The 23,943-nt window shown below is 73.1% G+C and carries 25 protein-coding genes; 12 read left to right on the top strand and 13 right to left on the bottom strand.

What is annotated here, in order from left to right; translation table 11 throughout:
• The first annotated feature begins 43 nt into the window (after nt 1-43).
• Nucleotides 44-751 (top strand): YggS family pyridoxal phosphate-dependent enzyme, encoded by a 708-nt coding sequence (locus tag BKE41_RS21635; RefSeq protein WP_199825859.1) that lies wholly within the window; start codon nt 44-46, stop codon nt 749-751.
• A gap of 14 nt (nt 752-765) precedes the next feature.
• Here the strand turns inward: BKE41_RS21635 and BKE41_RS21630 are convergent, their stop codons facing one another.
• Entirely contained in the window at nt 766-1,323 is a 558-nt protein-coding gene (locus BKE41_RS21630; RefSeq protein WP_071000093.1) for a L,D-transpeptidase family protein, read from the bottom strand.
• A gap of 378 nt (nt 1,324-1,701) precedes the next feature.
• Here BKE41_RS21630 and BKE41_RS21625 point away from each other — a divergent pair, with 378 nt between their 5' ends.
• The 9 genes from BKE41_RS21625 (at nt 1,702) to holA (ending at nt 10,971) form a co-directional block, all read left to right on the top strand.
• Complete coding sequence (locus tag BKE41_RS21625; protein ID WP_012321031.1) at nt 1,702-2,388, top strand: response regulator transcription factor; 687 nt, start codon at nt 1,702-1,704, stop codon at nt 2,386-2,388.
• 65 nt (nt 2,389-2,453) lie between these two features.
• Nucleotides 2,454-2,945: a Crp/Fnr family transcriptional regulator gene (locus BKE41_RS21620; RefSeq protein WP_012321030.1), complete on the top strand. Its 492-nt coding sequence runs from the start codon at nt 2,454-2,456 to the stop codon at nt 2,943-2,945.
• A 36-nt stretch (nt 2,946-2,981) separates the two neighbouring features.
• Entirely contained in the window at nt 2,982-3,857 is an 876-nt protein-coding gene (gene dapD, locus BKE41_RS21615; RefSeq protein WP_071000092.1) for a 2,3,4,5-tetrahydropyridine-2,6-dicarboxylate N-succinyltransferase, read from the top strand.
• 25 nt (nt 3,858-3,882) lie between these two features.
• Nucleotides 3,883-4,737 carry an alpha/beta hydrolase gene (locus tag BKE41_RS21610; protein ID WP_071000091.1) on the top strand — a complete coding sequence of 285 codons (855 nt, stop codon included), beginning with the start codon at nt 3,883-3,885 and terminating at the stop codon, nt 4,735-4,737.
• A gap of 161 nt (nt 4,738-4,898) precedes the next feature.
• Nucleotides 4,899-5,786, top strand: a complete 888-nt coding sequence (locus BKE41_RS21605) for a phosphatase PAP2 family protein (protein ID WP_024828974.1) — start codon at nt 4,899-4,901, stop codon at nt 5,784-5,786.
• 130 nt (nt 5,787-5,916) lie between these two features.
• Nucleotides 5,917-8,148, top strand: a complete 2,232-nt coding sequence (locus BKE41_RS21600; protein WP_029361174.1) for a TonB-dependent siderophore receptor — start codon at nt 5,917-5,919, stop codon at nt 8,146-8,148.
• Between the two features lie 107 nt (nt 8,149-8,255).
• Nucleotides 8,256-9,215 carry an AEC family transporter gene (locus BKE41_RS21595; protein ID WP_071000090.1) on the top strand — a complete coding sequence of 320 codons (960 nt, stop codon included), beginning with the start codon at nt 8,256-8,258 and terminating at the stop codon, nt 9,213-9,215.
• A gap of 166 nt (nt 9,216-9,381) precedes the next feature.
• On the top strand, nt 9,382-9,927 hold the full coding sequence (gene lptE, locus BKE41_RS21590) for an LPS assembly lipoprotein LptE (protein WP_071000089.1): 546 nt from the start codon (nt 9,382-9,384) through the stop codon (nt 9,925-9,927).
• Between the two features lie 6 nt (nt 9,928-9,933).
• Entirely contained in the window at nt 9,934-10,971 is a 1,038-nt protein-coding gene (gene holA / locus BKE41_RS21585; protein WP_024828977.1) for a DNA polymerase III subunit delta, read from the top strand.
• Nucleotides 10,972-10,977: 6 nt separating this feature from the next.
• Here the strand turns inward: holA and BKE41_RS21580 are convergent, their stop codons facing one another.
• The 5 genes from BKE41_RS21580 to mnmG all read right to left on the bottom strand — a co-directional run bounded on the left by BKE41_RS21580 (nt 10,978) and on the right by mnmG (nt 16,095).
• Nucleotides 10,978-11,712 carry a class I SAM-dependent methyltransferase gene (locus tag BKE41_RS21580; protein WP_071000088.1) on the bottom strand — a complete coding sequence of 245 codons (735 nt, stop codon included), beginning with the start codon at nt 11,710-11,712 and terminating at the stop codon, nt 10,978-10,980.
• Nucleotides 11,713-11,752: 40 nt separating this feature from the next.
• Nucleotides 11,753-12,646 (bottom strand): ParB/RepB/Spo0J family partition protein, encoded by an 894-nt coding sequence (locus tag BKE41_RS21575; protein ID WP_024828979.1) that lies wholly within the window; start codon nt 12,644-12,646, stop codon nt 11,753-11,755.
• Nucleotides 12,647-12,707: 61 nt separating this feature from the next.
• Entirely contained in the window at nt 12,708-13,565 is an 858-nt protein-coding gene (locus BKE41_RS21570; protein WP_012321019.1) for a ParA family protein, read from the bottom strand.
• The gene (gene rsmG / locus BKE41_RS21565; protein WP_071000087.1) at nt 13,562-14,197 is read right to left on the bottom strand and encodes a 16S rRNA (guanine(527)-N(7))-methyltransferase RsmG; all 636 of its coding nucleotides are present in this window, start codon (nt 14,195-14,197) and stop codon (nt 13,562-13,564) included. The genes BKE41_RS21570 and rsmG overlap by 4 nt, the downstream gene beginning before the upstream one ends.
• Nucleotides 14,194-16,095, bottom strand: a complete 1,902-nt coding sequence (gene mnmG / locus BKE41_RS21560; RefSeq protein WP_071000086.1) for a tRNA uridine-5-carboxymethylaminomethyl(34) synthesis enzyme MnmG — start codon at nt 16,093-16,095, stop codon at nt 14,194-14,196. Before mnmG ends, rsmG begins: the two co-directional genes overlap by 4 nt.
• Before the next feature lie 406 nt (nt 16,096-16,501).
• Between mnmG and BKE41_RS31720 the strand changes: the two genes are divergently transcribed.
• Nucleotides 16,502-16,651 carry a hypothetical protein gene (locus BKE41_RS31720; protein ID WP_012321016.1) on the top strand — a complete coding sequence of 50 codons (150 nt, stop codon included), beginning with the start codon at nt 16,502-16,504 and terminating at the stop codon, nt 16,649-16,651.
• Nucleotides 16,652-16,707: 56 nt separating this feature from the next.
• On the opposite strand, the gene BKE41_RS21555 is transcribed toward BKE41_RS31720, so the two are convergent.
• Nucleotides 16,708-16,929 carry a heavy-metal-associated domain-containing protein gene (locus BKE41_RS21555; protein ID WP_012321015.1) on the bottom strand — a complete coding sequence of 74 codons (222 nt, stop codon included), beginning with the start codon at nt 16,927-16,929 and terminating at the stop codon, nt 16,708-16,710.
• 67 nt (nt 16,930-16,996) lie between these two features.
• Complete coding sequence (locus BKE41_RS21550) at nt 16,997-17,875, bottom strand: MipA/OmpV family protein (RefSeq protein WP_083374394.1); 879 nt, start codon at nt 17,873-17,875, stop codon at nt 16,997-16,999.
• Nucleotides 17,876-18,066: 191 nt separating this feature from the next.
• Here BKE41_RS21550 and BKE41_RS21545 point away from each other — a divergent pair, with 191 nt between their 5' ends.
• Nucleotides 18,067-19,638, top strand: coding sequence for an EAL domain-containing protein (locus tag BKE41_RS21545; protein WP_245295824.1), 1,572 nt, complete (start codon nt 18,067-18,069; stop codon nt 19,636-19,638).
• Between the two features lie 27 nt (nt 19,639-19,665).
• Here the strand turns inward: BKE41_RS21545 and BKE41_RS21540 are convergent, their stop codons facing one another.
• From BKE41_RS21540 to bla, 5 genes are all read right to left on the bottom strand, one after another.
• Nucleotides 19,666-20,916, bottom strand: coding sequence for a porin (locus BKE41_RS21540; RefSeq protein ID WP_245295823.1), 1,251 nt, complete (start codon nt 20,914-20,916; stop codon nt 19,666-19,668).
• A gap of 153 nt (nt 20,917-21,069) precedes the next feature.
• Nucleotides 21,070-21,918, bottom strand: a complete 849-nt coding sequence (gene panC / locus BKE41_RS21535) for a pantoate--beta-alanine ligase (protein ID WP_059410247.1) — start codon at nt 21,916-21,918, stop codon at nt 21,070-21,072.
• 97 nt (nt 21,919-22,015) lie between these two features.
• A complete protein-coding gene (locus BKE41_RS21530; protein ID WP_024828984.1) occupies nt 22,016-22,372 on the bottom strand; it encodes a hypothetical protein in 357 nt (118 codons plus the stop codon).
• Between the two features lie 67 nt (nt 22,373-22,439).
• Nucleotides 22,440-22,937: an aminoacyl-tRNA deacylase gene (locus BKE41_RS21525; protein ID WP_053621252.1), complete on the bottom strand. Its 498-nt coding sequence runs from the start codon at nt 22,935-22,937 to the stop codon at nt 22,440-22,442.
• Nucleotides 22,938-22,948: 11 nt separating this feature from the next.
• Entirely contained in the window at nt 22,949-23,827 is an 879-nt protein-coding gene (gene bla, locus BKE41_RS21520) for a class A beta-lactamase (RefSeq protein ID WP_071000084.1), read from the bottom strand.
• Between the last annotated feature and the right edge of the window lie 116 nt (nt 23,828-23,943).

Raw genomic sequence — 23,943 nt, 5'->3', positions numbered from 1 at the left:
GGACGACGCGATCACCGACCCGAACCCGCCCGCGACGGACGGGATGGGCCAGCGGACCGACAAGCTCCCCGTCGGCCAGGCCGACGTCGCCGCCGGTCTCGCCGAGGTGCGGGCGGCGATCGTCCGCGCCGCCGAGGATTCGGAGCGCGATCCCGCCGAGATCCAGCTCGTCGCGGTCTCCAAGACCGTGCCGGCCGAGGGGATCCTGCCCGCGCTCAAGGCCGGCCATCGGGTCTTCGGCGAGAACTACGTCCAGGAATCCGTGGCGAAGTGGCCGGATCTCCGGGCCCGGTTCCCGGACGTGGAGCTGCACCTCGTCGGGCCGCTGCAATCCAACAAGGCCCGGGAGGCGGTGGCCCTGTTCGACGTGATCCACTCCCTCGACCGGCTGTCGCTCGCGGCGGCGCTGGCCAAGGAGATCGAGCGGTCCGGCCGGACCCCGAAGCTGCTGATCCAGGTCAACACCGGCGCGGAGCCGCAGAAGGGCGGCGTGCTCCCGGACCAGCTCGCCACCCTCCTGTCGGAGTGCCGGGAGACCCACGGGCTGGCGATCCAGGGCCTGATGTGCATCCCCCCGGCCGAGGACCCGCCCTCGGCCCACTTCGCCCTGCTGGCCCGGCTGGCGAAGGCGCACAACCTGCCGATCCTCTCCATGGGCATGAGCGCCGACTTCCCGGCGGCGATCCAGCTCGGCGCCACCCATGTCCGGGTCGGGACCGCGATCTTCGGGGCCCGGACCCGGAAGGCCTGAGCCGGACGCGCGCCTCAGCCGATCCGCAGGTGCGTCCGCGGCCCGAGGCGGCGGAGCAGGCGCAGCAGGTCGGCCCGGGCCAGGGCGACGCAGCCCTCGGTGGGGCGGTAGCCGTCCCGGGCGATGTGCAGGAAGATCGCCGAGCCCCGCCCCTTCCGGATCGGGGCACGGTTGTAGTCGAGGTCGATCACCACGTCGTAGAGCCCGTCGTCCCGCCACATCGATTCGGCGCTGACCCCCGGGGCCGGCAGGCGGATCGGCCGATTGTAGCGGCGGTCCCGGCTCTCGTCGCACCAACCGTCGTCGGGGCGGGTCGCCCGCAGGGGCAGCAGCGTGCGCGGCCGGATCGCGAGATGATCGGGCCGGTAGGCGCCGCCGCGCAGGCGGAACCGCCCGCGCGGCGAGGCGCCGTCGCCCTCGCGCTTGTCGCAAACGATGCCGCCCGCCCCGAGGGCGCAGGGAAACACCGCCCGACCGACGAGCAGCTGCCCGCGCCGCCGGTCCCCGACGAGGGCGCGCACGCGGATCTCTCCCAAGGTCAGGCGGATGGGTCCCCCGCTCGGCCGCCGCATGTCCGTCCTCCCGAATCCGTCCGGTCCCGCGGGCCTTATGCCCGGGATCCGTACTTCGAACCGGTGAAAAATTGCGCGCAAGGCAACTTCCGGCCACAAACGGCGCCCTATCTCTCGGCCGAACCCGGGCCGCCGAGCCGGGATTCGGGAGCGCGCCAGCCCTCCGCCTCGCCGCGGGGACCGACGACCTGATCCCGGAGCGGCGTGCCCCGTTCCCGCAGCCCGTTCGCCGGCGCGCTTGTCACGGCGGCGAAAGGATGCGGAAACACAAGCCTGGGTAGGGTCGTCGCGCGATCCTGCCGCGATCTGACATCATCGCATGCTGCACCCGGCAGGCCGCCCCTCGCCCCTCCCGCAGCACGCACTGGGGCCCGGACGATGCCGAACGCCTACCGCCTGCTGATCTGCGACGACGACGCGATCCTGCGCGACACCCTGACCGAGCAGCTCGATCTCTGCGACGAATTCACGGTCTTCACCGAGGCCAACGCCGCGGACGCGATCCGGCGGGTCGCCGCGGAGCGGATCGACCTCGCCGTGATGGATGTCGGCCTGCCCGACCTCGACGGGCGCGAGGCCGTGCGCCGGATGCGCGCCGGCGGCTTCCGCGGCCCGGTGATCATGCTGACGGCCCAGGATTCCGAGGCGGACCACGTCGAGGGCCTGGAGGCCGGCGCCAACGACTACGTCACCAAGCCGTTCAAGTTCGGCATCCTTCTGGCCCGGATCCGCGCCCACCTGCGCAGCCACGAGGCCTCCGAGGACGCGGTCTTCCAGATCGGCCCCTACACGTTCCGCCCGGGGGCCAAGCTCCTCGTCGGCGAGCGCGGCTCCAAGCTGAAGCTCACCGAGAAGGAGACCGCGATCCTGCGCTTCCTCTACCGGGCGGGCCGGGCCGTGGTGAACCGCGACACCCTGCTGGCCGAGGTCTGGGGCTACAACGCCCAGGTGACCACGCACACGCTGGAGACGCATATCTACCGGCTGCGCCAGAAGATCGAGCCGAACCCCGCCACCGCCGCGATCCTCGTGACCGAGGGTGGCGGATACAAGTTGCTGCCCTGACGAATTGAAGCTTTACGTGTAGGCGATCCGGCGGGTTCGCGTATGCGCAGGGTGGTGAGGCGTTCTTGGGGCTCGACGACGATATCGCGATCCTCGCGGCCGCGCCGCTGTTCGGCTTCCTCGACCGGGACGCCCTGCGCCTGCTGACCTTCGCGGCGGAGCGGCGCGACCTCGCCGACGGCGACCTGCTCTTCGCCCGCGGCGACCCGGCCGATGGCGGCTTCGTGGTCATGGCGGGCACGATCCGGCTGGAGCCCCGGCTCGCGGGGGCCGAGCCGGTGCGGGCCGGGCGCTCGGCCCTGATCGGCCAGCTCGCCCTGTTCGTGCGCGGGACGCGCCCGACCGAGGCCCGGGCCGAGGGGAGCGCCGCGGTGATGCGGATCACCCCGATGCTGATGCGCCGCGTGCTGGAGGAGTTTCCCGCCGCCGCGCAGGCCGTCCACGACACCCTGGCGGACGACCTCGCCGATCTGGTGACCGATCTCGATCAGGTGCGCGAACTGCTCGAGATCATCGACGGCATCTCCTCAGGTGACAGCTCCGGTGGCCGCTTGTAAGCACGGGCTCCCGCCGCAAGAGTTCTGATCCGTTCCATGTCCCAGGCCGGCAAGCCCCATTCCGATCTCGCCCATTCCGATCTCGCCCAGACCATCGAAGCCGCCTGGGAAGACCGCGCCAACGTGTCGACCGCGACCCGGGGCGCGGTGCGCGAGGCGGTCGAGGCGGCCCTGGAGCTGCTCGATTCGGGCAAGGCCCGCGTCGCCGAGAAGTCCGGCAACCGCGACTGGGTGGTGAACCAATGGCTGAAGAAGGCGGTGCTGCTCTCCTTCCGCCTCAACGACATGGCGACGATCGAGGGCGGCCCCGGCGGCGCGCCCTGGTGGGACAAGGTCGCGTCGAAATTCGCCGGCTGGGGCGAGGCCGACTTCCGCGCCGCGGGCCTGCGCGCCGTCCCGGGCTGCTTCGTCCGCCGGGGCTCCTACATCGCCCCCGGCGCCGTGCTGATGCCGAGCTTCGTCAATCTCGGCGCGCATGTCGGCGAGGGCACGATGGTCGACACCTGGGTGACGATCGGCTCCTGCGCGCAGGTGGGGAAGAACTGCCACATCTCGGGCGGTGCCGGCATCGCGGGCGTTCTGGAGCCGCTGCAGGCGAACCCGGTGATCATCGAGGACGACTGCTTCATCGGCGCCCGCGCCGAGGTGGCGGAGGGCGTCATCGTCGGCCAGGGCAGCGTCCTGTCCATGGGCGTCTATATCGGCGCCTCCACCAAGATCGTCGACCGGACCACCGGCGAGGTCATGTACGGCCGGGTGCCGCCCTACTCGGTGGTCGTCTCGGGCACGATGCCCGGCAAGGCGCTGCCGGACGGCACGCCGGGCCCGGGCCTCTACTGCGCGGTGATCGTCAAGCGCGTCGATGCCGGCACGCGGTCCAAGACCGCCATCAACGAGCTGCTGCGCACCTGAACATCCGGAAGCTGGCGGGAGCGCGATGGAGACGTCGGAGCTGACCCTCACGGTGGCGGGCCGGACGGTGCCGACCCCCTGCGACCGGATCGGGGCGGGGCCGGACGCGCTCCTGCTCCCGGCCCTGTCGACCATCTCGGCGCGGGCCGAGATGCGCGGCCTCGCCGGCCTGCTGGGGACGCAGTACCGCTGCCACGTCCCCGACTGGCCGGGCTTCGGCGCCCGGCCGCGGGCGCGGGTCCCCCTCGCCCCGGCGACCTTCCACGCCTTCCTGGACGCCCTGCTGGCCGCCGCGCCCGGCCCCTACGCCCTCGGCGTCGCGGCCGGCCACGCCGCCGGCTACCTGGTCGCGGCGGCGCGGCGCCACCCGCGGGCCTTCGAGCGGCTGGTCCTGGTGGCCCCGACCTGGCGGGGACCGCTGCCCACCGCGATGCCGGGCCGGGCGCACTGGTTCCCGCGCATCCGCCGGGCCGTGGAGGCCCCGGTCCTCGGCGAGGCGCTCTACCGGATCAACATCAGCCCGCCGATCATCGGCCGGATGATGCGCGCCCACGTCTACGCCGACGCGGCCCGGGTCACGCCGGCGGTGATCCGCGACAAGCACGCCATCACCCGTCAGCGCAACGGCCGCTTCGGCACCGCGGCCTTCGTCACCGGGGGCCTCGACCCGGTCGGCAGCCGCGACGCCTTCCTGGCCCTGTTCGGCGACGGCCTGCCGCCGACCCTGGTGCTGCGGCCCGCGGGCGCCCCCCGGCGCTCGGGCGCCGAGATGGACGCCCTCATCGCCGACGGTCGCGTGACCGGCGCCGCGATCCCCGGTGCCCTGAGCCCGCACGAGGAGCACCCGGACGCCGTGGCCGCCGCGATCCGGGCGGCGTGAGCGCGGTGCGCGGCCCGGGGCGGGTGACAGGCGGCCCGGATCGCCGCCGCCTCGCCCTGGACAGGCGTGTGTGCCTGTGCAGGGACTGAAGCGGCCGGCTGAGCCGTTCGTCCGGCAGCGGGCGCGCCCCGCAGATTCCATCCGATAGAGCCCCGGATCCGATGCTGCGCACGCCGTCCCTGCCCCTCCTCGCCCCGGCCGCCCTCGCCCTCCTCCTGGCCGTCGCGGCCCGCGCCGAGGATTCCCCGCGCCCGGCCCCCGCGGCCCCCTCGGCAACACCCGCGGCCCCGTCCCTCGGCGCCGACACGCTGAAGCCCGGCAAGCCGGCCGTGAAGCCCTACCTGGCCGAAGGAGCGGTGCCGGACGCCGTCCAGTTCCTGCCCTCCCCGCCGGCCCACGACGCGCCCCTCGACAAGGCCGACCGGGCGGCCTTCAGCAGCACCCGCGCCCTCAAGGGGACGCCCCGCTGGGAGCTCGCCGCCAACGACGTGTCGGAGGGGGCCGCCGCCGTGCTGGAGAACTTCGCCTGCGTGCTCGGCACCCGGATCGATCAGGCGCGGGTGCCGGCGGTGATCAACCTCCTCGAGCGCGCCCGGCTCGATCTCGCGCGGGCGACGCGGGGGCCCAAGGTCCATTACCGCCGCCTGCGCCCGTTCGTCGGCAACGAGGCGCCGATCTGCGTGCAGCGCAGCCAGGCCCTGGCCGACAGCTTCAGCTACCCCTCGGGCCACGCCACGCAGGGCTGGGCCTACGCGCTGATCCTCGCGTCCCTGGTGCCCGAGAAGGCGACCCCGATCCTGGCCCGCGGCCGGGCCTACGGCGAGAGCCGGATCGTGTGCGGCGTGCACTGGCTCAGCGACGTGGCGGCGGGGCGCCTGACCGGCACCGCGGTCTTCGCCGCCCTGATGGGCGACGCGACCTTCCGGGCCGATCTCGACAGGGCCCGCGCCGAGCTTCGCGCGGCCCTCGCGGGCCCCGGGACGGTTCCCGATCAGGCCGCCTGCACCCGGGAGGCCACCGCCCTGCGGGAGCCGCCGCTCGAGTTCTAGGCTCGAACCGCTCCAGATTTGAACGCTTCTAAGTGTGTGATTTGCAACACGTTTTCGGCTTGATCAAGAGACCGTGAGTAATGGTACCTGAGCTCCAGGCGCCGTCTGTAGGCGTGTTTCTGGGTCTCCGATGTCGCTTCGTTCCGCTCAGTCCGGCCTCCTCCTCGCCACCACCGCTCTGACCACCGTCGCCTTCGTTCGGGCCGCCGCCGCGCAGGACGCCGCCGTCCAGCTCAACGAGATCTCCGTGGAGGCCACCCGGCCGGCCATCGCGGCCCCCGCGGGATCCGGCATCGGCGGCGGCAATGTCAGCGGCGGCGACGGCGGCAGCGCGGCCACCAGCGGCGGCGGCGGCGGACCCTCCGGCGTCACCGGCTACGTGGCGCGCGTGAGCCCCACGGCGACGAAGACCAACACGCCCCTGATCGAGACCCCGCAATCGGTCTCGGTGGTCACCCGCGAGCAGCTCAACGACCGCAACGTGCAGGATCTGGCCCAGGCGATTGCCTACACGCCGGGCGTGTCGAGCAGCGTGTTCGGCTTCGACCCGCGCTACGATGCCTTCTACATCCGCGGCTTCAGCGCGACCTACAACGGCATCTTCCGCGACGGCCTGCGCCTCAACGCCGTCGGCCTGACGATCCCGCGCAGCGAGCCCTACGGGCTGGAGGCGGTCACCATCCTGAGAGGGCCGGCCTCGGGACTCTACGGTCTCGGCTCGCCCGGCGGCATCGTCGACTCGACCTCGAAGCGCCCGGTCTTCGTGCCCTTCGGCGAGGTGCAGTTTCAGGCCGGCAACTACGACCGCTTCCAGGGCAATTTCGACATCGGCGGCCCGGTGGCGGGCACCGACGGGACGTTGGCCTACCGCGTGACCGGGGTGAAGCGCCAGTCCAACACCTACCTGCCCGGCGGAGACGACGACCGCACCTTCATCGCCCCGTCCTTCACGTGGCGACCGGATTCCGACACCAGCTTCACGTTCCTCAGCGAGTATTTCGAGTCGCGCCTGCCGGGAACGTCGTTCTTCTACAACGATCCGGGCTTCCGGGTGACCAATTTCTACTCCGGTGACCCGGCGTTCAATCAGTACAAGCAGCAGCAATATCGCATCGGCTACGCTTTCGAGCACAAATTCTCGCCGGATCTGATCTTCCGTCAGAACTTTCGCTACTATGATGTCCGCGCGGATTACGATTACACGTCGATCACGGGACTCAATCCTGCCCGAACCCTGGGCTCGCGGACGGCCGGCGCCTACCTGGACACGCTGAGCCAGATCTCCCTCGACAACCAACTCGAAGGCCACTTCACCACCGGTCCGATCCAGCACACCCTGATCGGCGGGGTCGATTACGCCCATTACGACTACACGCGCGCCTTCGGCTTCGGTGCCGCGCCGGATCTCAACCTCCTGACCTTGAACTACGGGCAGCAGGTCATCGCCCGGCCGCGTTACACGAACTTCCAGAGCCAGGCGCAGGATCAGATCGGTGCCTACTTGCAGGAACAGGCCAAGCTCGGGCGCTTCGTCCTGACCCTCACCGGCCGGCACGACTGGGTCTTCCAGAACACGAGCGACCAGACGGCCGGCACGGTCGCCAACCAGACCGACCGGGCCTTCTCGGGCCGTATCGGGCTGAATTACCTGCTCACCGATTTCCTGGTGCCCTACGCCAGCTACGCCACGACCTTCACGCCGCAGGTCGGCATCGACGTGAACGGGAACCCGTTCAAGGCCGCGACCGGCGACCAGATCGAGGCCGGCGTGAAGGTGGCCATCCCGAACACCAACATCACGACGTCGTTCTCAGGATTCGACATCGTGCAATCGTCGCTCCTGCGGCAGGATCCCAATAACATCGCCAATCAGGTCGCGACCGGGTCGGTGGAGTCCAAGGGATTCGAGGCCGAACTGACGGCCAATTTCGCGCCGGGAACCAACCTGACGCTGTCCTACACCCATCTCGATCTTCGCTACCTGCGCCAGACCTCCCTGGTCACGGGTCGGCCGATCGACGGCAACGCCCTCTCGGGCATCCCGGGCGACAGCTTCACCGCCTTCGGAACCTATCTGTTCGCGCCCTCCTCGCCGCTGGCCGGCCTGCAACTGGGCGGCGGTATCCGCTACGCCGGGACGAGTTTCGCCGACGACGAGAACACCGTCCGCAACCCGACCGTGACCCTGTTCGACGCGCTGGTCGCCTACGATTTCGCGGCCCTCGACCCGAAATACAGGGGCTTCCGCGCGCAGATCAACGCCACCAACATCTTCGACCGCAGCTACACGACCTGCCAGGCCGGCTTCTGCTATCGCGGCGCGCCCGCGACGGTCATCGGCAGCCTGATCTACCGCTGGTAGTTTGCGGGGGCGGGGGCCGCGGCATGGCAGGTCCCCGTCCGCGGCACTGGAGCCGGGATCGGAAACCGTCCTAAGGCCGGAGCATCGTCCTCCGACCCGGACCCGCCATGCTCTCGACCCTGCTGGTCGTGCTGCCGATCTTCGCGCTGATCTTCGCCGGCTGGCTGACGCGGCGGATCGGAGTGCTCGGAGCCGCCGCCACCACCGAGCTCAACCGGTTCGTGGTCTTCCTGGCCCTGCCGGCGCTCCTGTTCGACGTGACCGCGCACGCCCACTGGAGCGCCATCTGGAAGCCCGGCTTCATCGGCGCCTTCGGGCTCAGCAGCCTCGCGGTCTTCGGTCTCACCGTGATGATCCGGCGCGGGGCGGGGAGGCCGCTGGCCGACGCCGCGGTCGACGGCCTCAACGCCGGCTACGCCAATACCGGCTTCATGGGCTTCCCGCTGGCGCTGGTCGCCTTCGGGCCGGAGGCGCTCGCGCCCACCACGGTGGCGGCGATCCTCACGGTCTGCGGCGTGTTCGCGGTGGCGATCGTGCTGATTGAGACCGGTCTGCGGCGCGAGGCGGCCGCCACGGGCCGCGGCGGCGGGGCCCGCCGGCCGGTCTGGTGGACGGTTATCCGCTCCCTCGTGCGCAACCCGCTGCTGGTGGCGCCGGCGCTGGGCGCCCTGGTGCCGAGCGCCGGGCTGACCGTGCCGGAGGCGGTGGCCACGTTCCTGAAGCTCCTCGGCGGCGCGGCGGCGCCCTGCGCCCTGGTGGCGCTCGGCCTGTTCCTGGCCCAGGCCCGCCACACCGGGGGCGGGCAGGGGCGCACCGCCGCGCTGCTCGTCGGCCTGAAGCTCGCGCTCCACCCGCTCCTGGCCTACGGCCTCGGCCGCTACCTGTTCGACCTGCCCCCGCTCCTGCTCCACACCGCCGTGCTCATGGCCGCCCTCCCCACCGGCACCGGGCCGTTCATGCTGGCCGAGTTCTACCGGCGCGAGGCCGACCTGACCGCCACCGTGGTGCTGGCCTCCACCGTGCTGGCCATCGTCACGGTCTCGGCCTACCTCTCGGCGATCGCCTAGGCGTCGCCACCCCCCGGCGCTCCGGCGCTCCGCGGCCTCACGGTCGGAAACGGGACGATCACGCTCTTGCCGCAGAGGAATCGTAACGTTTGCCCCGTAGCGTCGTGGCGCGGCACGCCGTGTCCGCGCTAGAACGATCCGACAGGCAGGGGCGGAACGACGGCGGATGGTGGGTTCGGGAGTTTCCATCGCGGGGCGTATCACCCGCCTCGCCTGCGCGACGGGCCTGGCGCTGAGCCTCTCGGCCTGCTTCCGGCCGCTCTACGGGCCGACCGCCTCGGGAGAATCCGTCCAGGCGCTGCTCGCCTCGGTGCAGGTCGACGACGTGGCGATGGCCCAGGGCCAGGAGCGCCTCGGCCACTACCTGCGCAGCGAGCTGGTCTTCGACCTCGACGGGTCCGGCCATCCGGCGACCAAGCGCTACCGGCTCAAGCTCTCGGGCTCCGAGATCGTGCAGACCCCGATCGTCTCGTCCACCACCGGCCGCGCCGAGGCCGGCACCCTGGTGGCCAACATCAAGTACAGCCTGGAGGACATGGCCGGCACCAAGGTCTACACCGAGGGTGTCGCCACCTCGACCGCGACCTACGACCGCTCGGTCCAGCGCTTCGCCAGCCAGCGGGCGGCGCGGGACGCCGAGATCCGGCTGGCGAGCGTGCTGTCCGATCAGATCAAGAGCCGCCTCGCGGCCGTGCTCTCGACAAAGCCGTAACCCGACGTGACGGCAGTCAAGGCCGGCGAGATCGAGGGGCTGATCCGGCGCGGGCCCGATCCGCGCATCCCCGTCATCCTGGTCTTCGGGCCCGATACCGGTCTGGTGACCGAGCGGGCCCGGAAGCTCGCCGAGGATTTCGTCGACGATCCGGCCGATCCCTTCGCGCTGGTGCGGATCGACGGCGACGCCCTGGCCGCCGATCCGGGCCGGCTGTGCGACGAGGCCGGGACGATGGGCCTGTTCGGCGGCCGCCGGTCGATCTGGGTCCGGCCCGGCACGCGCAACTACGCGCCCGCCGTCGAGGCGGTGCTGGGCGCGACCGTCGCCGACGCCCGCATCGTGGTGGAGGCCGGCGACCTCGCCAAGAACAACCCGCTCCGCACCCTCTGCGAGCGCTCGCCGAAGGCGCTCGCGATCCCCTGCTACGCCGACGACGAGCGGACCCTCTCGGACCTGATCGAGCGCACCCTCCAGGAGCGCGGCCTGCGCATCGACCGCGCCGCCCGGGAGGTCCTGGCCCGCAGCCTCGGCGGCGACCGTCGCGCGAGCCTGATGGAGATCGAGAAGCTCGCCCTCTACGCCGCGGGGGAGGGGGACAAGACCGTGACCCTCGAGCACGTCGAGGCCGTCACCAGCGACGTCGCGGCGAGCGTGCTCAACACCCTGATCGACGCCGCCTTCGACGGCCGCCGCGAGGCGGTGGAGCGCGACTACCGCCGCTTCCGGCACGAGGGCCTCGATCCGGGCGTGGTGCTGGGCTCGGCGCTGCGGCACGCCCTGACACTGCTCACCACCCGCCTCGACAATCCCGAGAAGACGCCCGCCATGATGGCCGCGACCTGGCGGGGCCTGCATTTCAAGCGCAAGGCCAGCATCGAGGGCCAGCTCGGCGCGTGGCCGCCCGGCACCCTCCGCCAGGCCGTCGCGGCCCTGCAGGAGGCCGTCCTCGCCTGCCGGCGGGCCGAGCCCGACCTGGCCCACGCGCTGGCCTCGGCGGCCCTCCTGCGGGTCGCGGAGGCGGGGGCACGGCGGCGGCGCTAGCCGGGCTCAGGCGCCGTCCGCGCCCCCGGCACGGCGGCGCGCGAGCCAAGCGCCCCAGAACAGGCTGAAGAAGAAGCGGGTCGGCGTCCCGAAGCCGGCGGCATCCAGCAGGTCCGCGACGGCCTCCTCGGAGTGGGGCGGGTCGGCGCCCTGCAGGATCTTCCCGCGCCGGGCCTCGATCTCGTCGGCGCCGGCGCCCTGCTGGCGCCAGCGCTCGCCCCAGGCCGCCAGGAGCAGGGGCTGGCTCGCGTAGGCGTAGTGGTTGCCGGCGAGCACCAGGGGCGCCCCCGGCCTCAGGTGTCCGGCGATGGCGTGCAGGATCGCCCGCTTCTCCGCGTCGCCCGGCAGATGGTGGAGCACGCCGATCAGGGTCGCGGCGTCGTAGGTCGCGTCGCGGGGGAGGGCCTCCACCGGGCCGCGGACGATCTCGGTCCGGTCGGCGAGTCCGTCCCGCTCCAGCCGCGCGACCGTCAGGTCCATCATGGCGCTGGAGGGGTCGACGGCGGTGAAGCGCCAGGCCGGCTCGAGGGCCGCCGCGGTGACGATCTCCGTGCCGCCCCCGCCCGCGCCGACGACCAGCAGCCGCGCGGGCGCGCCGCGACCCAGGGCGGCGGCGAGCATGCAGGCGGCGAGCTCGTGGCAGGCGTCGTAGCCCGCCAGGGCGATCCGGCTCTGCTGCGCGTACGCCCCGGCCCGGTCGGCGTCGAACTTCCGCGCCGCCGCGCCGCCCTGCTCGGCCAAGCTCCGCTCCTCCGCTCTACGGGGCGCCGACGGCGCCGCCTCAGGCGTCCGAGACCTTGAACCGGTTGAGCAGGGCCTGCAGCTCGTCCTGGGTCTCGTAGCGGATGCGGATCTCGCCCGAATCGGCGTCCTTCGGCTTGTAGGAGACCGGGACGCCGAGCGCCCGGTGGATCCGCAGCTCCAGGTCGCGCACCGTCGCGGGGCGCTCGGCCGAGAGGCGCGGGCGCCCCGGGCGCGGCGTCTCGGCCGGGGCAGCCTCCGCGGAGGCGATGGCCTCCACGTCCCGGACCGACAGGCTCTCGGCCACGACGCGGCGCGCCGTCGCCTCGGGATCGCGCACGGCCAGCAGCGCGCGGGCGTGGCCGGCGGTCAGCTCGCCGGCGGTGACCCGCTCCTGCACGGACAGCGGCAGGTTGAGCAGCCGGAGCGTGTTGGCGAGGTGGCTGCGGCTCTTGCCCAGGATCTCGGCCAGCTCCTTCTGGGTGTACGAGAAATCCTTCATCAGGCGCTCGTACCCGGACGCCTCCTCGATCGCGTTGAGGTCCGTGCGCTGGACGTTCTCCAGGATGGCGAATTCCAGCGAGCCGCGGTCGTCGATCTCGACCACCACCACCGGCACCTCGTCGAGGCCGGCGCGCTGGGCGGCCCGCCAGCGCCGCTCGCCGGCCACGATCTCGTAGGTCCCGGGCACGTCGCCGATCGGGCGGACCACGATCGGCTGGATGATGCCCCGCTGACCGATCGAGGCCGCCAGCTCGGACAGCTCCGTCTCGGCGAAGCTCCGGCGCGGGTTGCGCGGGTTGGCGCGCAGGAACTCGATCTGAACCCTGCGCTGCTCCTCGGCCTTGGCCGAGGCGCGGCCGGCCTCGTTGAAGTCACCGATCAGCGCCGCGAGCCCGCGCCCCAGTCGAGGCTTCGCCCCCTCCTCCGCCATGATCGCCACCCGTGTCACGCTCCACACTCGCCCCTCGTACCGGGAGGGGGACTCAAATCCGTCAGGCCGCGGCCGGAACCCGGCCCTCGCGCTGGATCACCTCCGAGGCGAGGCGCAGGTAGGCCTGACTGCCGGCGCATTTCAGGTCGTACAGCAGCGCCGGCTTGCCGTGCGAGGGCGCCTCGGAGATCCGGACATTGCGGGGGATCACGGTCTCGTAGACCTTGTCGCCCATGAACCCGCGCACGTCCGCCACGACCTGGGCGGAGAGGTTGTTGCGCGGGTCGAACATCGTCAGCACGATGCCCTGGATCGTCAGCTTCGGGTTCAGGGCGCCGCGGACCTGCTCGACGGTGCGCAGCAGCTGGCTGAGGCCCTCCAGGGCGAAGAACTCGCACTGCAGCGGCACCAGCACCGCGTCGGCGGCCGCCAGCGCGTTGATGGTCAGCAGGTTGAGCGAGGGCGGGCAGTCGATCAGGACGTAGCTGATCCGGCTCAGGCTCGGCGCCTGGGTCAGGCTCTTCAGGACGCCGCGCAGCCGGTGCGCCCGGTCGGGGAGGGTGGCCAGCTCCAGCTCCAGGCCGAGGAGGTCCATGGTCGAGGGCGCCAGCGACAGCCGCGGCACGGCGGTGGGGACCACGGCCTGCGCCAGGGAGGCCTCGCCGGCCATGACCTCGTAGGTCGAGACCCGGCGCTTGGCGCGGTCGATCCCGAGGCCCGTGGAGGCGTTGCCCTGCGGGTCGAGGTCGATCACCAGCACGTCCTCGCCGATCGCCGCCAGGGCGGTGCCGAGGTTGATCGCCGTCGTGGTCTTGCCGACGCCGCCCTTCTGGTTGGCGAGCGCCAGCACGCGCAGAGGGCGTCGCATGGATGAATCCATGGACCGGTCGGCGGGATCGCCGAGGATCGCTTCGCTCATCGGTGGCTCGGGGCGGCGAGGGCAGTGACGCGCACGATCCGGGCTTCGGAATCGGTCCGGCTCGGCACGAGGTCGTTAACGACTCTCCACTGCGCGCCGGCCTGGGTCAATTCGGCTTGTACGTCCCGCCCCTTCGGAAACAGGCCGGTGGTGCCCGTTTTCAACAGAGGCTCGGTCCAGGCGAGGAGCTGCGTCATCGGGGCGAGGGCGCGGGCGCAGACCACGTCGGTCCCGCCGTACTCACCGATCACCGCCTCGATCCGCGCGTTGCGCACCCGGGCCGGGGCCTCGGTCAGCCGGGCGGTCTCGGTGAGGAAGGCGCATTTGCGCGCGTTGCTCTCCACGAGGTCGACCCGGACGCCGCGCTCCCGGCCGGCGATGGCCAGGATCAGGCCCGGGATGCCCGCCCCGGAGCCGAGATCGAGCCACGTGCGGGCCTCCGGCGCGAGGTCGAGCAGTTGCAGCGCGTCGTCGATATGGCGGCTCCAAACCTCCGTCAGGGTCGCGGGGCCGACGAGGTTCTTGATGGGCTGCCAGCGTCGCAGCTGCGCCACGTAGAAGTCGAGCCGCTCCGCTGTTTCACGTGAAACACCGGCCGCCGCCAGGACACGGGCGCGATCCGGATCGCTCATGCCGGGTGCCGGTCCACGGGGGCCGACGGCGCGCGCGCGCCGCGCCTTGCGTGGGCGGCCAGGAGGGTGAGGGCCGCCGGGGTGACGCCCTCGATCCGGGCCGCCTGCCCCAGGGTCCCGGGGCGCACGGTCTCGAGCTTCACCCGCATCTCGTTCGAGAGGCCGCTGATCGCCGCGTAGTCGAGCCCCGGCGGCAGGCGCACCGCCTCGTCCCGGCGGAAGGCCGCGATGTCGGCGTTCTGGCGGTCGAGGTAGACCGCGTAGGTCGCGTCGGTCTTCATCCGGTCGGCGATCCGCGGGGGGACCTCCGCCAGGTCCGGCCACACCGCCGCCAAGTCCGCCCATCCGATCTCCGGGTACGCGAGCAGCTGGAAGCCGGTGCGGCGGATGCCGTCGCGGTTGAGGCTGATCCCGTGGGGCGCGGCCTGGCTGGGCGTCAGGCTCACCGCGTCGAGGCGGGCGCGGGCCGCGCCGAGCGCCGCCTGGCCGGCCGCGAACTGGGTCGCCCGGTGTCCCCCGACGCAGCCGAGCGCGATCCCGCGCGGCGTCAGCCGGGCGTCGGCGTTGTCGACCCGCAGGGACAGCCGGTACTCCGAGCGCGAGGTGAACATCCGGTACGGCTCGCTGACCCCCTGGGTCACGAGGTCGTCGATCATCACGCCGAGATACGACTCGGCCCGGTCGAAGCCCGCGATGCCGAGGCCGCCCGCGTGCCGGGCGGCATTGAGGCCGGCCACCAGGCCCTGGCCGGCGGCCTCCTCGTAGCCCGTGGTCCCGTTGATCTGGCCGGCCAGGAACAGGCCCGGCAGGCGCTTCACCTGGAGGCCGAGATCGAGCTCCCGGGGATCGACGTAGTCGTACTCGATGGCGTAGCCCGGCCGCAGGATCTCGACCCGCTCCAGGCCCGGGATCAGCCGCACGAGGTCGCGTTGCACCGCCTCCGGCAGCGCCGTCGAGATGCCGTTCGGGTAGATGGTGGGATCGTCGAGCCCTTCAGGTTCCAGGAAAATCTGGTGGCCCTCCCGGTCGCCGAAGCGCACCACCTTGTCCTCGATCGACGGGCAGTAGCGCGGGCCCCGGCTGGCGATGCCGCCGGAATACATCGGCGAGCGGTGCAGGTTGGCGCGGATCAGGTCGTGGACGGCCCGAGTGGTCCGGGTGATGCCGCAGCGGATCTGCGGGTTGGTGATCCGCTCGGTCAGCGTCGAGAACGGCACCGGCTCGGCGTCGGCCTCCTGCATCTCCAGGCCGGACCAGTCGATGGTCCGCCCGTCGAGGCGCGGGGGCGTGCCGGTCTTCAGGCGCCCGAGGCGGAGGCCGAGGCGTTCGAGGGTCTGGGCCAGCCCGACCGCCGGCGCCTCGCCGACGCGGCCCGCCGGGATCTGCCGCTCGCCGATATGGATCAGGCCGCGCAGGAAGGTGCCGGTGGTCAGCACCACCGCGCCGCAGGCGAGGGTCCGCCCGTCCGCCAGGACGAGGCCGCAGAGGCGGCCCTCGGCGTCGAAGGCCAGATCCTCGCACGCGCCCGCGACCACGGTGAGGCCGGCGGTCTCGGCCACGGCGGCCTGCATGGCGGCCGCGTAGAGCTTGCGGTCGGCCTGGGTGCGCGGACCGCGCACCGCCGGTCCCTTGCGGCGGTTGAGCAGGCGGAACTGGATGCCGGCCGCGTCGGCGACCCGGCCCATCAGCCCGTCCAGGGCATCGACCTCGCGGACGAGGTGGCCCTTGCCGAGGCCGCCGATCGCCGGGTTGCAGGACATCGCGCCGATCGTCGCGGGATCGTGGGTGACCAGCGCGGTGCGCGCGCCGCAGCGCGCGGCGGCGGCGGCGGCCTCGACGCCGGCATGGCCGCCGCCGACGACCGCGACGTCGAACCGTGCGGAGGAGGTGGTGAGCATCGGGTACCGAGCAGCCTTTCGCAGATATTCCGCCGCGGGTGCGGGCGGCGCGCGCGCCGTGCACGGCCCGCGCGCGCGGGGACCGGCGGATCTGCCGGGAGGTCTAAGCGCGCCCGGGCGCGGCGGTCAACGCGTCCGGATCCCGCGCGCCTGGGACGGCGCCCCGCACGGCAGGACTCATCTGAATGCGGTATTCAACACCCGAGCCGCGGAAAGATCTGTTGTTCCCGCGGGCGTTGCTGGAGAAGGCTCTGCGATGACTTGCCCGCAATCTCTTGCCAGCCGCTCCGGGCCGTGCAAATCTTGCGCCGTGACGCGATCCTGAGCGGACAACGCCGTTCGCCAGGCCCACGAGAGGGACCGGTTTCGCCGCGCCGCGGAGCGACGCGCGAGGAGGAGACTCAAGATGTCGTCGCTGACAATCGGCCTGGGCGCCGCCTGTTGCGCGGCCGGCGCCGCCGCCCATTTCCTCGACCGCACCAAGCGCAAGGAAGGCCTGTTCGGCCTCGCGGGCTTCGCCCTGTTGCTGACCGGGATGTTCCTGAGCCGCTCCTGAGAGGGGGCCGCGCACGGGGCGCTCCGGCGTCCGCGGCCTCGGGAGGCCGCGGCGGCTCAGCCGGTCATGGCCGTCGCGGTGTAGCCGGCCTTGGTCAGGGCTTCGGCGATGGTGAGCGCCTGCGCGTCGGTGCGGATCGCCACGCGCGCGGCGTCCCGGTCGACCCGCACGTCGGCGGCGGGATCGACCCGCTTCACCGTGCGGGTCACCGCAGCGGCGCAGCCGTCGCAGGTCATGCCCTCGACTCGCATCAGCAGGTCGGCGCGCGTCTCGTCCATTCGGGCCTCCATGGCGTGTCCCCGGAATGTCGGGACCCGGCGGGGCCGGCGCAAGCCGGGGCGCGGCTCAGAACAGCGCCGGCATGCGGAAGGCGTAATCGACGCGCAGGCCGAACTGGTACTGGTTGGGGTTGCCGAACGGGCGCCGCACCAGCGGGCTGTCGCCGGAGGCGCCCAGGATCCGGGTGTAGCCGGCATAGGCCGTGTAGGACCAAGTCTCACTCTGGGTGTAGGTCACGCCGCCGAGCACGCCCGCCGAGTAGAAGCTGCGCGGGTCGTAGGGGGTGACGCGCCCGTTCAGCGCCGCCTCGATCGGCGAGACGCCGAAGTATTTCCGGGCGTAGCTGGCGTCGCCGACGTTCAGGCGCGGCCCGACGGAGAACAGGAACTTCTCCGCCGGGATCAGGTAGTCGGCCGCCACCGAGCCGACCGTGCCGTGGTGGCCGTAGAGGCCCTGGCGCACCTCGACGCGGGTCCGGATGAACGAGACCGGGTAGAACTCCGCGAACACGCCCGGCTCCACGGCGAAGCGGGCGTCGCGGAAGCCGTACAGGTGGCGCCTGTCGTCGCCGTAGTAGCGCCCCGGCACGAAGCGCGCGGTCGGGCCGATCCGGAACGACTCGGTGTCGAACAGCGACAGGCTGAACCCGTCATCCGGCGTCGAGAAGCGGCGCGGCTCGCCCACCCGGCGGACATCGATCGAGGGATAGCCGACGGCCGTATAGTCGCTGGCGCCCGGATAGCGCGGCACGGCCTGGATCGAGCCGCTCAGCGTGACGATCCAAGTGTTGGGATCGACCATCGCGAAGGTCGGCGTGGTGCGCGGAAGATCCGCGTTGAGATCGGCGGCCCGCGGCGCCGTCGTGCCGAAGGCCGCGAGGAGCGCGCCGGCGCCGAGAACGGCGCGATATCGGGGAGTACGCGGGGGGACGGGCGTCATGGCCACGCTTTATGATCCTTTTTCATCCCGTCCGCATTCGCAAGCCGCGCAACCCTCCCCGGATCGCCCCGCAATCGGGTCCGCCGTGATGAATCCGCAACGTTCCAGCGGGCGCCGGCGTCACACCGCCCGGAATTAACAGGCGGTGGCGCTCCATCGCGGTCCCTAAGCCTTGCCGGGCAGGGTGCGGGTGGCCAATGATCCTGCGATTCGGTTCGCGCCCGGTGGGGATCGCTCGGGATGTCCCCCGGCGACCGGCGCGCGTTCCTGGCAGGTGTTCAGACGATGGTCCCGGTCCTCGGCCGGTACGCGGGGCTGCTGACGGTCGGCCTTCTCGGGCTCGTCGTGTTCGGGCCGCTCGCGGTGTTCCTGCCGCTCTGGAGTGCCCTGACGCTCGGCGCCGCGGCCGCCGCGGCGGGCGGTCTCGCCCTCACCCGTATCGCCACCCTCAAGGCGCGCTGCGAGAAGCTGTCCGGCGAGGTCGACCTGCTGTCCCGGCGCCTGCTCAAGGTCGAGACGGCGGCCGCGACCGCGGCGGCCCAGCCGCGGCCCGAGGCCGCGGAGGCCGCCCTGCGGGCGCAGATCGAGGAACTGACCGTCGAGTTCGGGCTCCTCAGCGGGATCGTCCGCGACCTCACCACGGTCGTGAGCGCCCAGGATGCCGAGATCGCGGGCCTCAAGGCGCGGCCGGCGATCGGGCCCGGAATCGCGCCCGCCGAGGCGCCCCGGCCGCAGACCGCGGCGGCGCCCGCCGCTGGCCTTCCGGACGCCGCCGCCCCGTCGCTGCCGCAGCCGAGGGCCCGGCCGCCCCGCTCGAGCGGGTCCCGCCCGGGCCGCAGCCGGCTCCGGCCGACCGGCAGCCCGCCCCGGACCCGACGCCGGCCGTCCCGGCGCGGCCGATCCCGCCGCGGCCGATCCCGCCCCGGCCCGCGGCCGCGCCCGCCGACGAGGGCGCGATCGTCGCGGCCTTCGAGGGCGACGGCCTGGAGATCCACCTGCAGCCGGTCGTCACCCTGCCGCAGCGCAAGGTGGTGGCCTACGAGGCGCTGGCCCGGCTGCGGATCGGCGGCCCCGGCGCGCCGCCGGCCGAGCCCGAGGTGTTCCTGCCGGTGCTGGAGCGCCACGGGCGCACCACCGAACTCGACCGCCGCATGCTCCAACGGGCCACGATCGTGGCGCGCCACCTCGCCCGGCGCGGCAGCGAGACCCTGCTGACCTACGGGCTGTCGCCGCTGTCGCTGTTCGAGCCCGGCCTCCTGCGCGAGCTGGCCCGCACGGCCGCCGACGATCCGGCCCTGGCCGGCCTGACCATCGCGCTGCCGCAGGAGAGCTGGCGCCGTCTCGACGCCGGCCAGCGGGGCCTGCTCGCGCCCCTGCAGGGTCGGATCGGGTTCAGCCTCGACCGTCCGTACGACCTCCGGTTCGACGCGGCCGAGCTGGCGGCGCTCGGCATCGGGCAGGTCAAGGTGCCGGCCGAGATGCTGCTCCGGCCCGGCACGAGTCGCGGCAGCCTGTCGGACATCGCCCTCGAGGACACCGCGCCGGCCCTGGCCCGGGCCGGGATCCGCGTCGTCGCCACGGGCGTCGCCGACGAGGCCGACGTCCCGGACCTGATCGATCTCGACGTGCCGTTCGCGCAGGGGACAGCTTTCGCGGCCCCGCGGCCGGTGCGCGCGGAGGTCCTGGCGGCCCCGCCCGCCGAGGAGCCGACGCCCCCGCCGGAGCCCGAGCGGCGCCCGTTCCGGTCGGTCCTGCGCCGGGCCGTGTGAGGGCTTCGGGCCGCCCGCCGAGCCGCGTCACCAGTAGATCTGCAGGCGCGCGATCACCGTGTCGACCGAGAACGGGCGGGTGCCGAGGGTGTCGGACTGGGCCTCCCCCGGCCGCACGCGCCCGTGGACGACGTTCCCGATCAGCCGCAGGTTGGGCTCGGGATACCAGCTCAGGCCGAGGGTCACGTCCTGCTCCATGCCCCCGCGGAAACCGCGGGCGTCCAGGTCGACGGCGCTGTAGCGCGCCGCCAGCTCGAACACGCCGATCCCGCCCCGGGAGAGCCGCTGCGCCTCCGGAACCGTCACGCCCCGGAAGGTCGCGTAGGTCGTGCCGCTCTGCGGCGTCAGCGCGTAGGCGCGGCCCTCGCCGTTGAGCACCAGGGCCGCCTCGACATAGCCGCCCTGGAAATCGAGCGCGGCGCCGGGCTGGCCGGGACCGGGGAACGGCTGCAGCTCGGCCCGGATGTACTCGGCCTGCACCAGGAGCGGGCCGCGGCGATAGGCCAGCTCGGCGCCGAGGCGCGACACGCTGGCGGCGTCGGGGAGATCGCCGGTATCCACCAGGGGGCGCTCGAACAGGAAGGCGCCGGCGGGGCTGGAGAAGCCGAAGGCGCCGTCCGACCGCGACCGGGTGCGGAAGACCCCGGCGAGCCCGAGATGCAGGGTCTCGTCCCCGGTCATGATCGGCGCGACGGTGGCGCGGGCCGCCACCGCGACGCCGTCCCCGTCGATGCCGCTGCTGGCGGCGTTGCCGAACACGCCGGCCACAGCGGTCCAGTTCTTCCCGTGATGTCCGGCCGCGAAACCGAAGCGGCGCTCCGGCACGAGGGCGTTGGCCACCGAGCGCTCGGCGAACAGCGTGTCGTTGTTGCTCTGCAGCCATTCCAGGCTGAAGGGCTCCTTCATGTTGCCGAGGGTCAGGATCGTGTCCGGCACCCCCTTCCAGGCGACCAGCGCGTCGTTGATCGGCAGCATCGGGTCGGCGAAATCGTACTGGAAGGCGATCACCCAGTCGCGGCCGATGGTCAGCGTCGGCTCGATCCAGGCCCGGCGCACGGCGACGTTGTCGGGGAAGGCCTCGGGCAGGTCCGGCCGGCCGAAGCCCGCCGCGCCGCCGTCGATGTGCAGCCGGCCGCCGATCTGGAGCTTCACGTCGGGTTCGGGAAAGGTGAGGGTCAGCCCCTTCGCGTCGTAGCGCAGGCGCTCGCCGGAGGGGCCGGCCATCCCCTCGAGCGCGTCCTCGCCGGCGCCGGCGGGACCCGCCAGGGCGAGGGACACGGCCAGTACGGCCGGTGCGGTGCGCGTTCCGATCACGGGAGCAGCAGAGAACAGGTCGGCCGGGCGGCGCCAATCACTTGGCGCAGTCAAAGCCGGAAATCCGCGCGTCGTGGCCCGGCGGCCACGACCGCCGGCGGCCGGACCGGCGCCGGCCTAGACGGCGCGATTGTCGATCAGCCGGGTCCGGCCCAGGAAGGCCGCGGCGATCACCCGGGCCGGGCCGTCGACCCGCTCCACCGGGACCAGGGTCCGGGCGTCGCAGACCGCGAGGTACTGGACGCGGAACCCCGCCGCCTCCAGCGCCGCCCGCCCGGCGGCGATCCGGCCGGCCACGGGGGTGCCGCTGCGGGACGCGGAGGCGATCTCCGACAAGACGGCGTGGAGCTTCGGGGCGACGGCCCGCTCCTCGGCCGAGAGGTAGCGGTTGCGCGACGACAGCGCGAGGCCGTCGGGCTCGCGCACGGTCGGCACGCCGCGGATCTCCACCGGGAGGTCGAGATCCGCCGCCACCTGCTGGAGCACGCGGAGCTGCTGGAAGTCCTTCTCGCCGAACAGGGCGACGTCCGGCCGGACCTGGTTGAGGAGCTTGGTCACCACCGTGGCGACGCCGGCGAAGTGGCCGGGCCGGAACGGCCCGCACAGGCCGTCGGTCAGGCCGGCGACCTCGATCCGGGTGGCGAAGCCCGGCGGGTACATGGTCTCGACGCTGGGCGTCCAGGCGGCGTCCGCGCCGGCTCGCGCCAGCAGGGCCAGGTCCGCGTCGAGGTCGCGGGGGTAGCGGGCGAAATCCTCGTTCGGGCCGAACTGGGTCGGATTGACGAAGATGCTGGCGACGGTCCGGCGGCCGATCCGCCGCGCCTCGGCCACGAGGGCGAGGTGCCCGTCGTGCAGGGCCCCCATGGTGGGGATCAGGACGACGCGCTCGCCCGCCGCGCGCCACGCCGCGACGCATCCGCGCAGGGCGGCGAGGTCGCGGAAGGACTGGAAGGTCGACTCGGACACGGCACGGGCTCCGGGGGAGGGTGGGGCCGGTCTAGAGCATGATGGGGAGCGGTGGAATCCGGCAGTCCGGTCACGGTCCGCGCGGTCCCGGTCGGCGTCAGGGGCAGTAGGGCAGGAGTGAGCGTCCGAACGGGTCGTCCACGCCGGGCGGCGGCGTGAAGCCGTAGTAGCTCGGATGCCCCAGGCCGTACTCGGAGCCGACATAGCTCGGATCGTCCGGGGCGTTGGTGGGCACGGGCGCCCGCCGGGGCGTGCAGCCCATCGGCGCGGGACGGGACCGGAGGGCGTAGACCGGCCGACGATCGAGGCCGTCGTTGCGCGGGAAGAAGCGGGGGCTGCCACCCGCGCCCGTCTCGACGCCGCCGCGGATGTCGAGGTCGGCCGCGCGGCCCGATCCGGCGAGCAGCAGGACGAATCCGAGCGCCGTCACCGCCCTGCGCGTCGTCGCCCGCATGCCGCCTCCATTCCAGCCGGAAGGCGGCACCGTGCGACGGCAGGGTAAACGGACGCTTACCGCGGGATCACGCGAGCGGCACGACGAGGGCGTTCAGGACGCCGACGAGGTCGCCCTCGGTCAGCCGGATCTGCAAGCCCCGGCCGCCGCCGTTGACGTGGATCTCGGCCGCCGGGTCGGTCAGGGATCCGGCGTCGATCGCCGTCGGGAAGGGGCGCTTCTGACCCAGGGGGCTGATCCCGCCGACATGGTAGCCGGTCAGCCGCTCGGCGTCGGCCGGCTTGAGCATGGACGCGGCCTTGCCCGAGAAGGCGGCGGCGACCCGCTTCATCGACACCTCCTTGTCGGAGGCCACGAGCAGGCAGACCGTCCGTCCGTCCACCGACGCCATCAGGGTCTTCAGCACGCGTCCCGGGTCCACACCGAGCGCCTCCGCGGCCTGCAGGCCGATGCGCGGGGCGTCCGGATCGTACGCGTAGACGTGGAGGCCGTGGCGGATGCCGGCCTTGTCGAGGGCGAGCGTGGCGCGGGTCGTCTTGGCAGATGTCTTGGCGGGCGTCTTCATGGCTCGTTCGGTCAGGTGGACTGGGCGCGCGCGGCGATGAGGCGGGCGATCTCCGCGTAGGCCGCCGCGCAGGTGTCGGGGGAGGCCGTCGATCCCGTGACGTAGACCGCCACGAGGATCGGCGCACGCCCCGGCGGCCGCAGGATCGCCACGTCGTTGACGGTGCCGTTGTCGCCGCTCCCGGTCTTGTCGCCCGCGCTCCAATCCGGCGGCAGGCCGGCCCGCAGGCGTTTCCGGCCGGTCTCGCAGGCGACCATCCAGGCCTCCAGCCGGTCGCGCGAGGCCGGCGACAGGGTCGTCCCGAGGAGGATCCGACCCAGGGTCGCCCGCATGGCGTCCGGCGTGGTCGTGTCGCGCGGGTCGCCGGGCAGGGCGGTGTTGAGGGTCGGCTCGGTCCGGTCGAGGCGGGTGACGGGATCGCCGGTCGTCCGCAGCCACGCGGTCAGCGCTGCGGGGCCGCCGAGATCCGCCAGGAGCAGGTTGGCGGCCGCGTTGTCGCTCCAGACCAGCGTCGCCGCGCACAGGTCGGCGACGCTCATCCGCCCGGTCCCGCCGCCGGCCTCCAGCGCCTTCCGGGTGACCGGGGCGTAGCTCAGGAGATCGCCGGGACCGTAGGTGACGATCCGGCCGAGGGTCTCGCGGCCGGCATCGACCCGCGCCAGGACCGCCGCCACCGCCAGGACCTTGAAGGTGCTGCACATCGGGAAGCGCGCGTCGGCGCGGTAGGCGGCGAGGACGCGGTCCGCCGAGGCGGCCGCGATCCCGAGGCGGCCACCGAGTCGGCGCTCGATCGCGGTCCAGTCCGGCTCCGCCTCGACGGCGCGCGCGGGGAGGGCGAAGGGCGCGGCGAGCAGGCCGAGGCCGACGGCGCGGCGGGTCCAGACGATCATGGCATCCCCGTTCGAGATCGCGGCCGCGCGCCCGGGCGCGTCACCGCGACGCCGGGATGGTATAGGGCGGCCGCGCGTGTTTCACGTGAAACTCCGCCCCTCCGCGCGGCCCTGTG

This window comes from Methylobacterium sp. C1 (assembly GCF_001854385.1).
Taxonomy (GTDB): domain Bacteria; phylum Pseudomonadota; class Alphaproteobacteria; order Rhizobiales; family Beijerinckiaceae; genus Methylobacterium; species Methylobacterium radiotolerans.
This window is presented reverse-complemented; position numbering and strand designations above follow the sequence as displayed.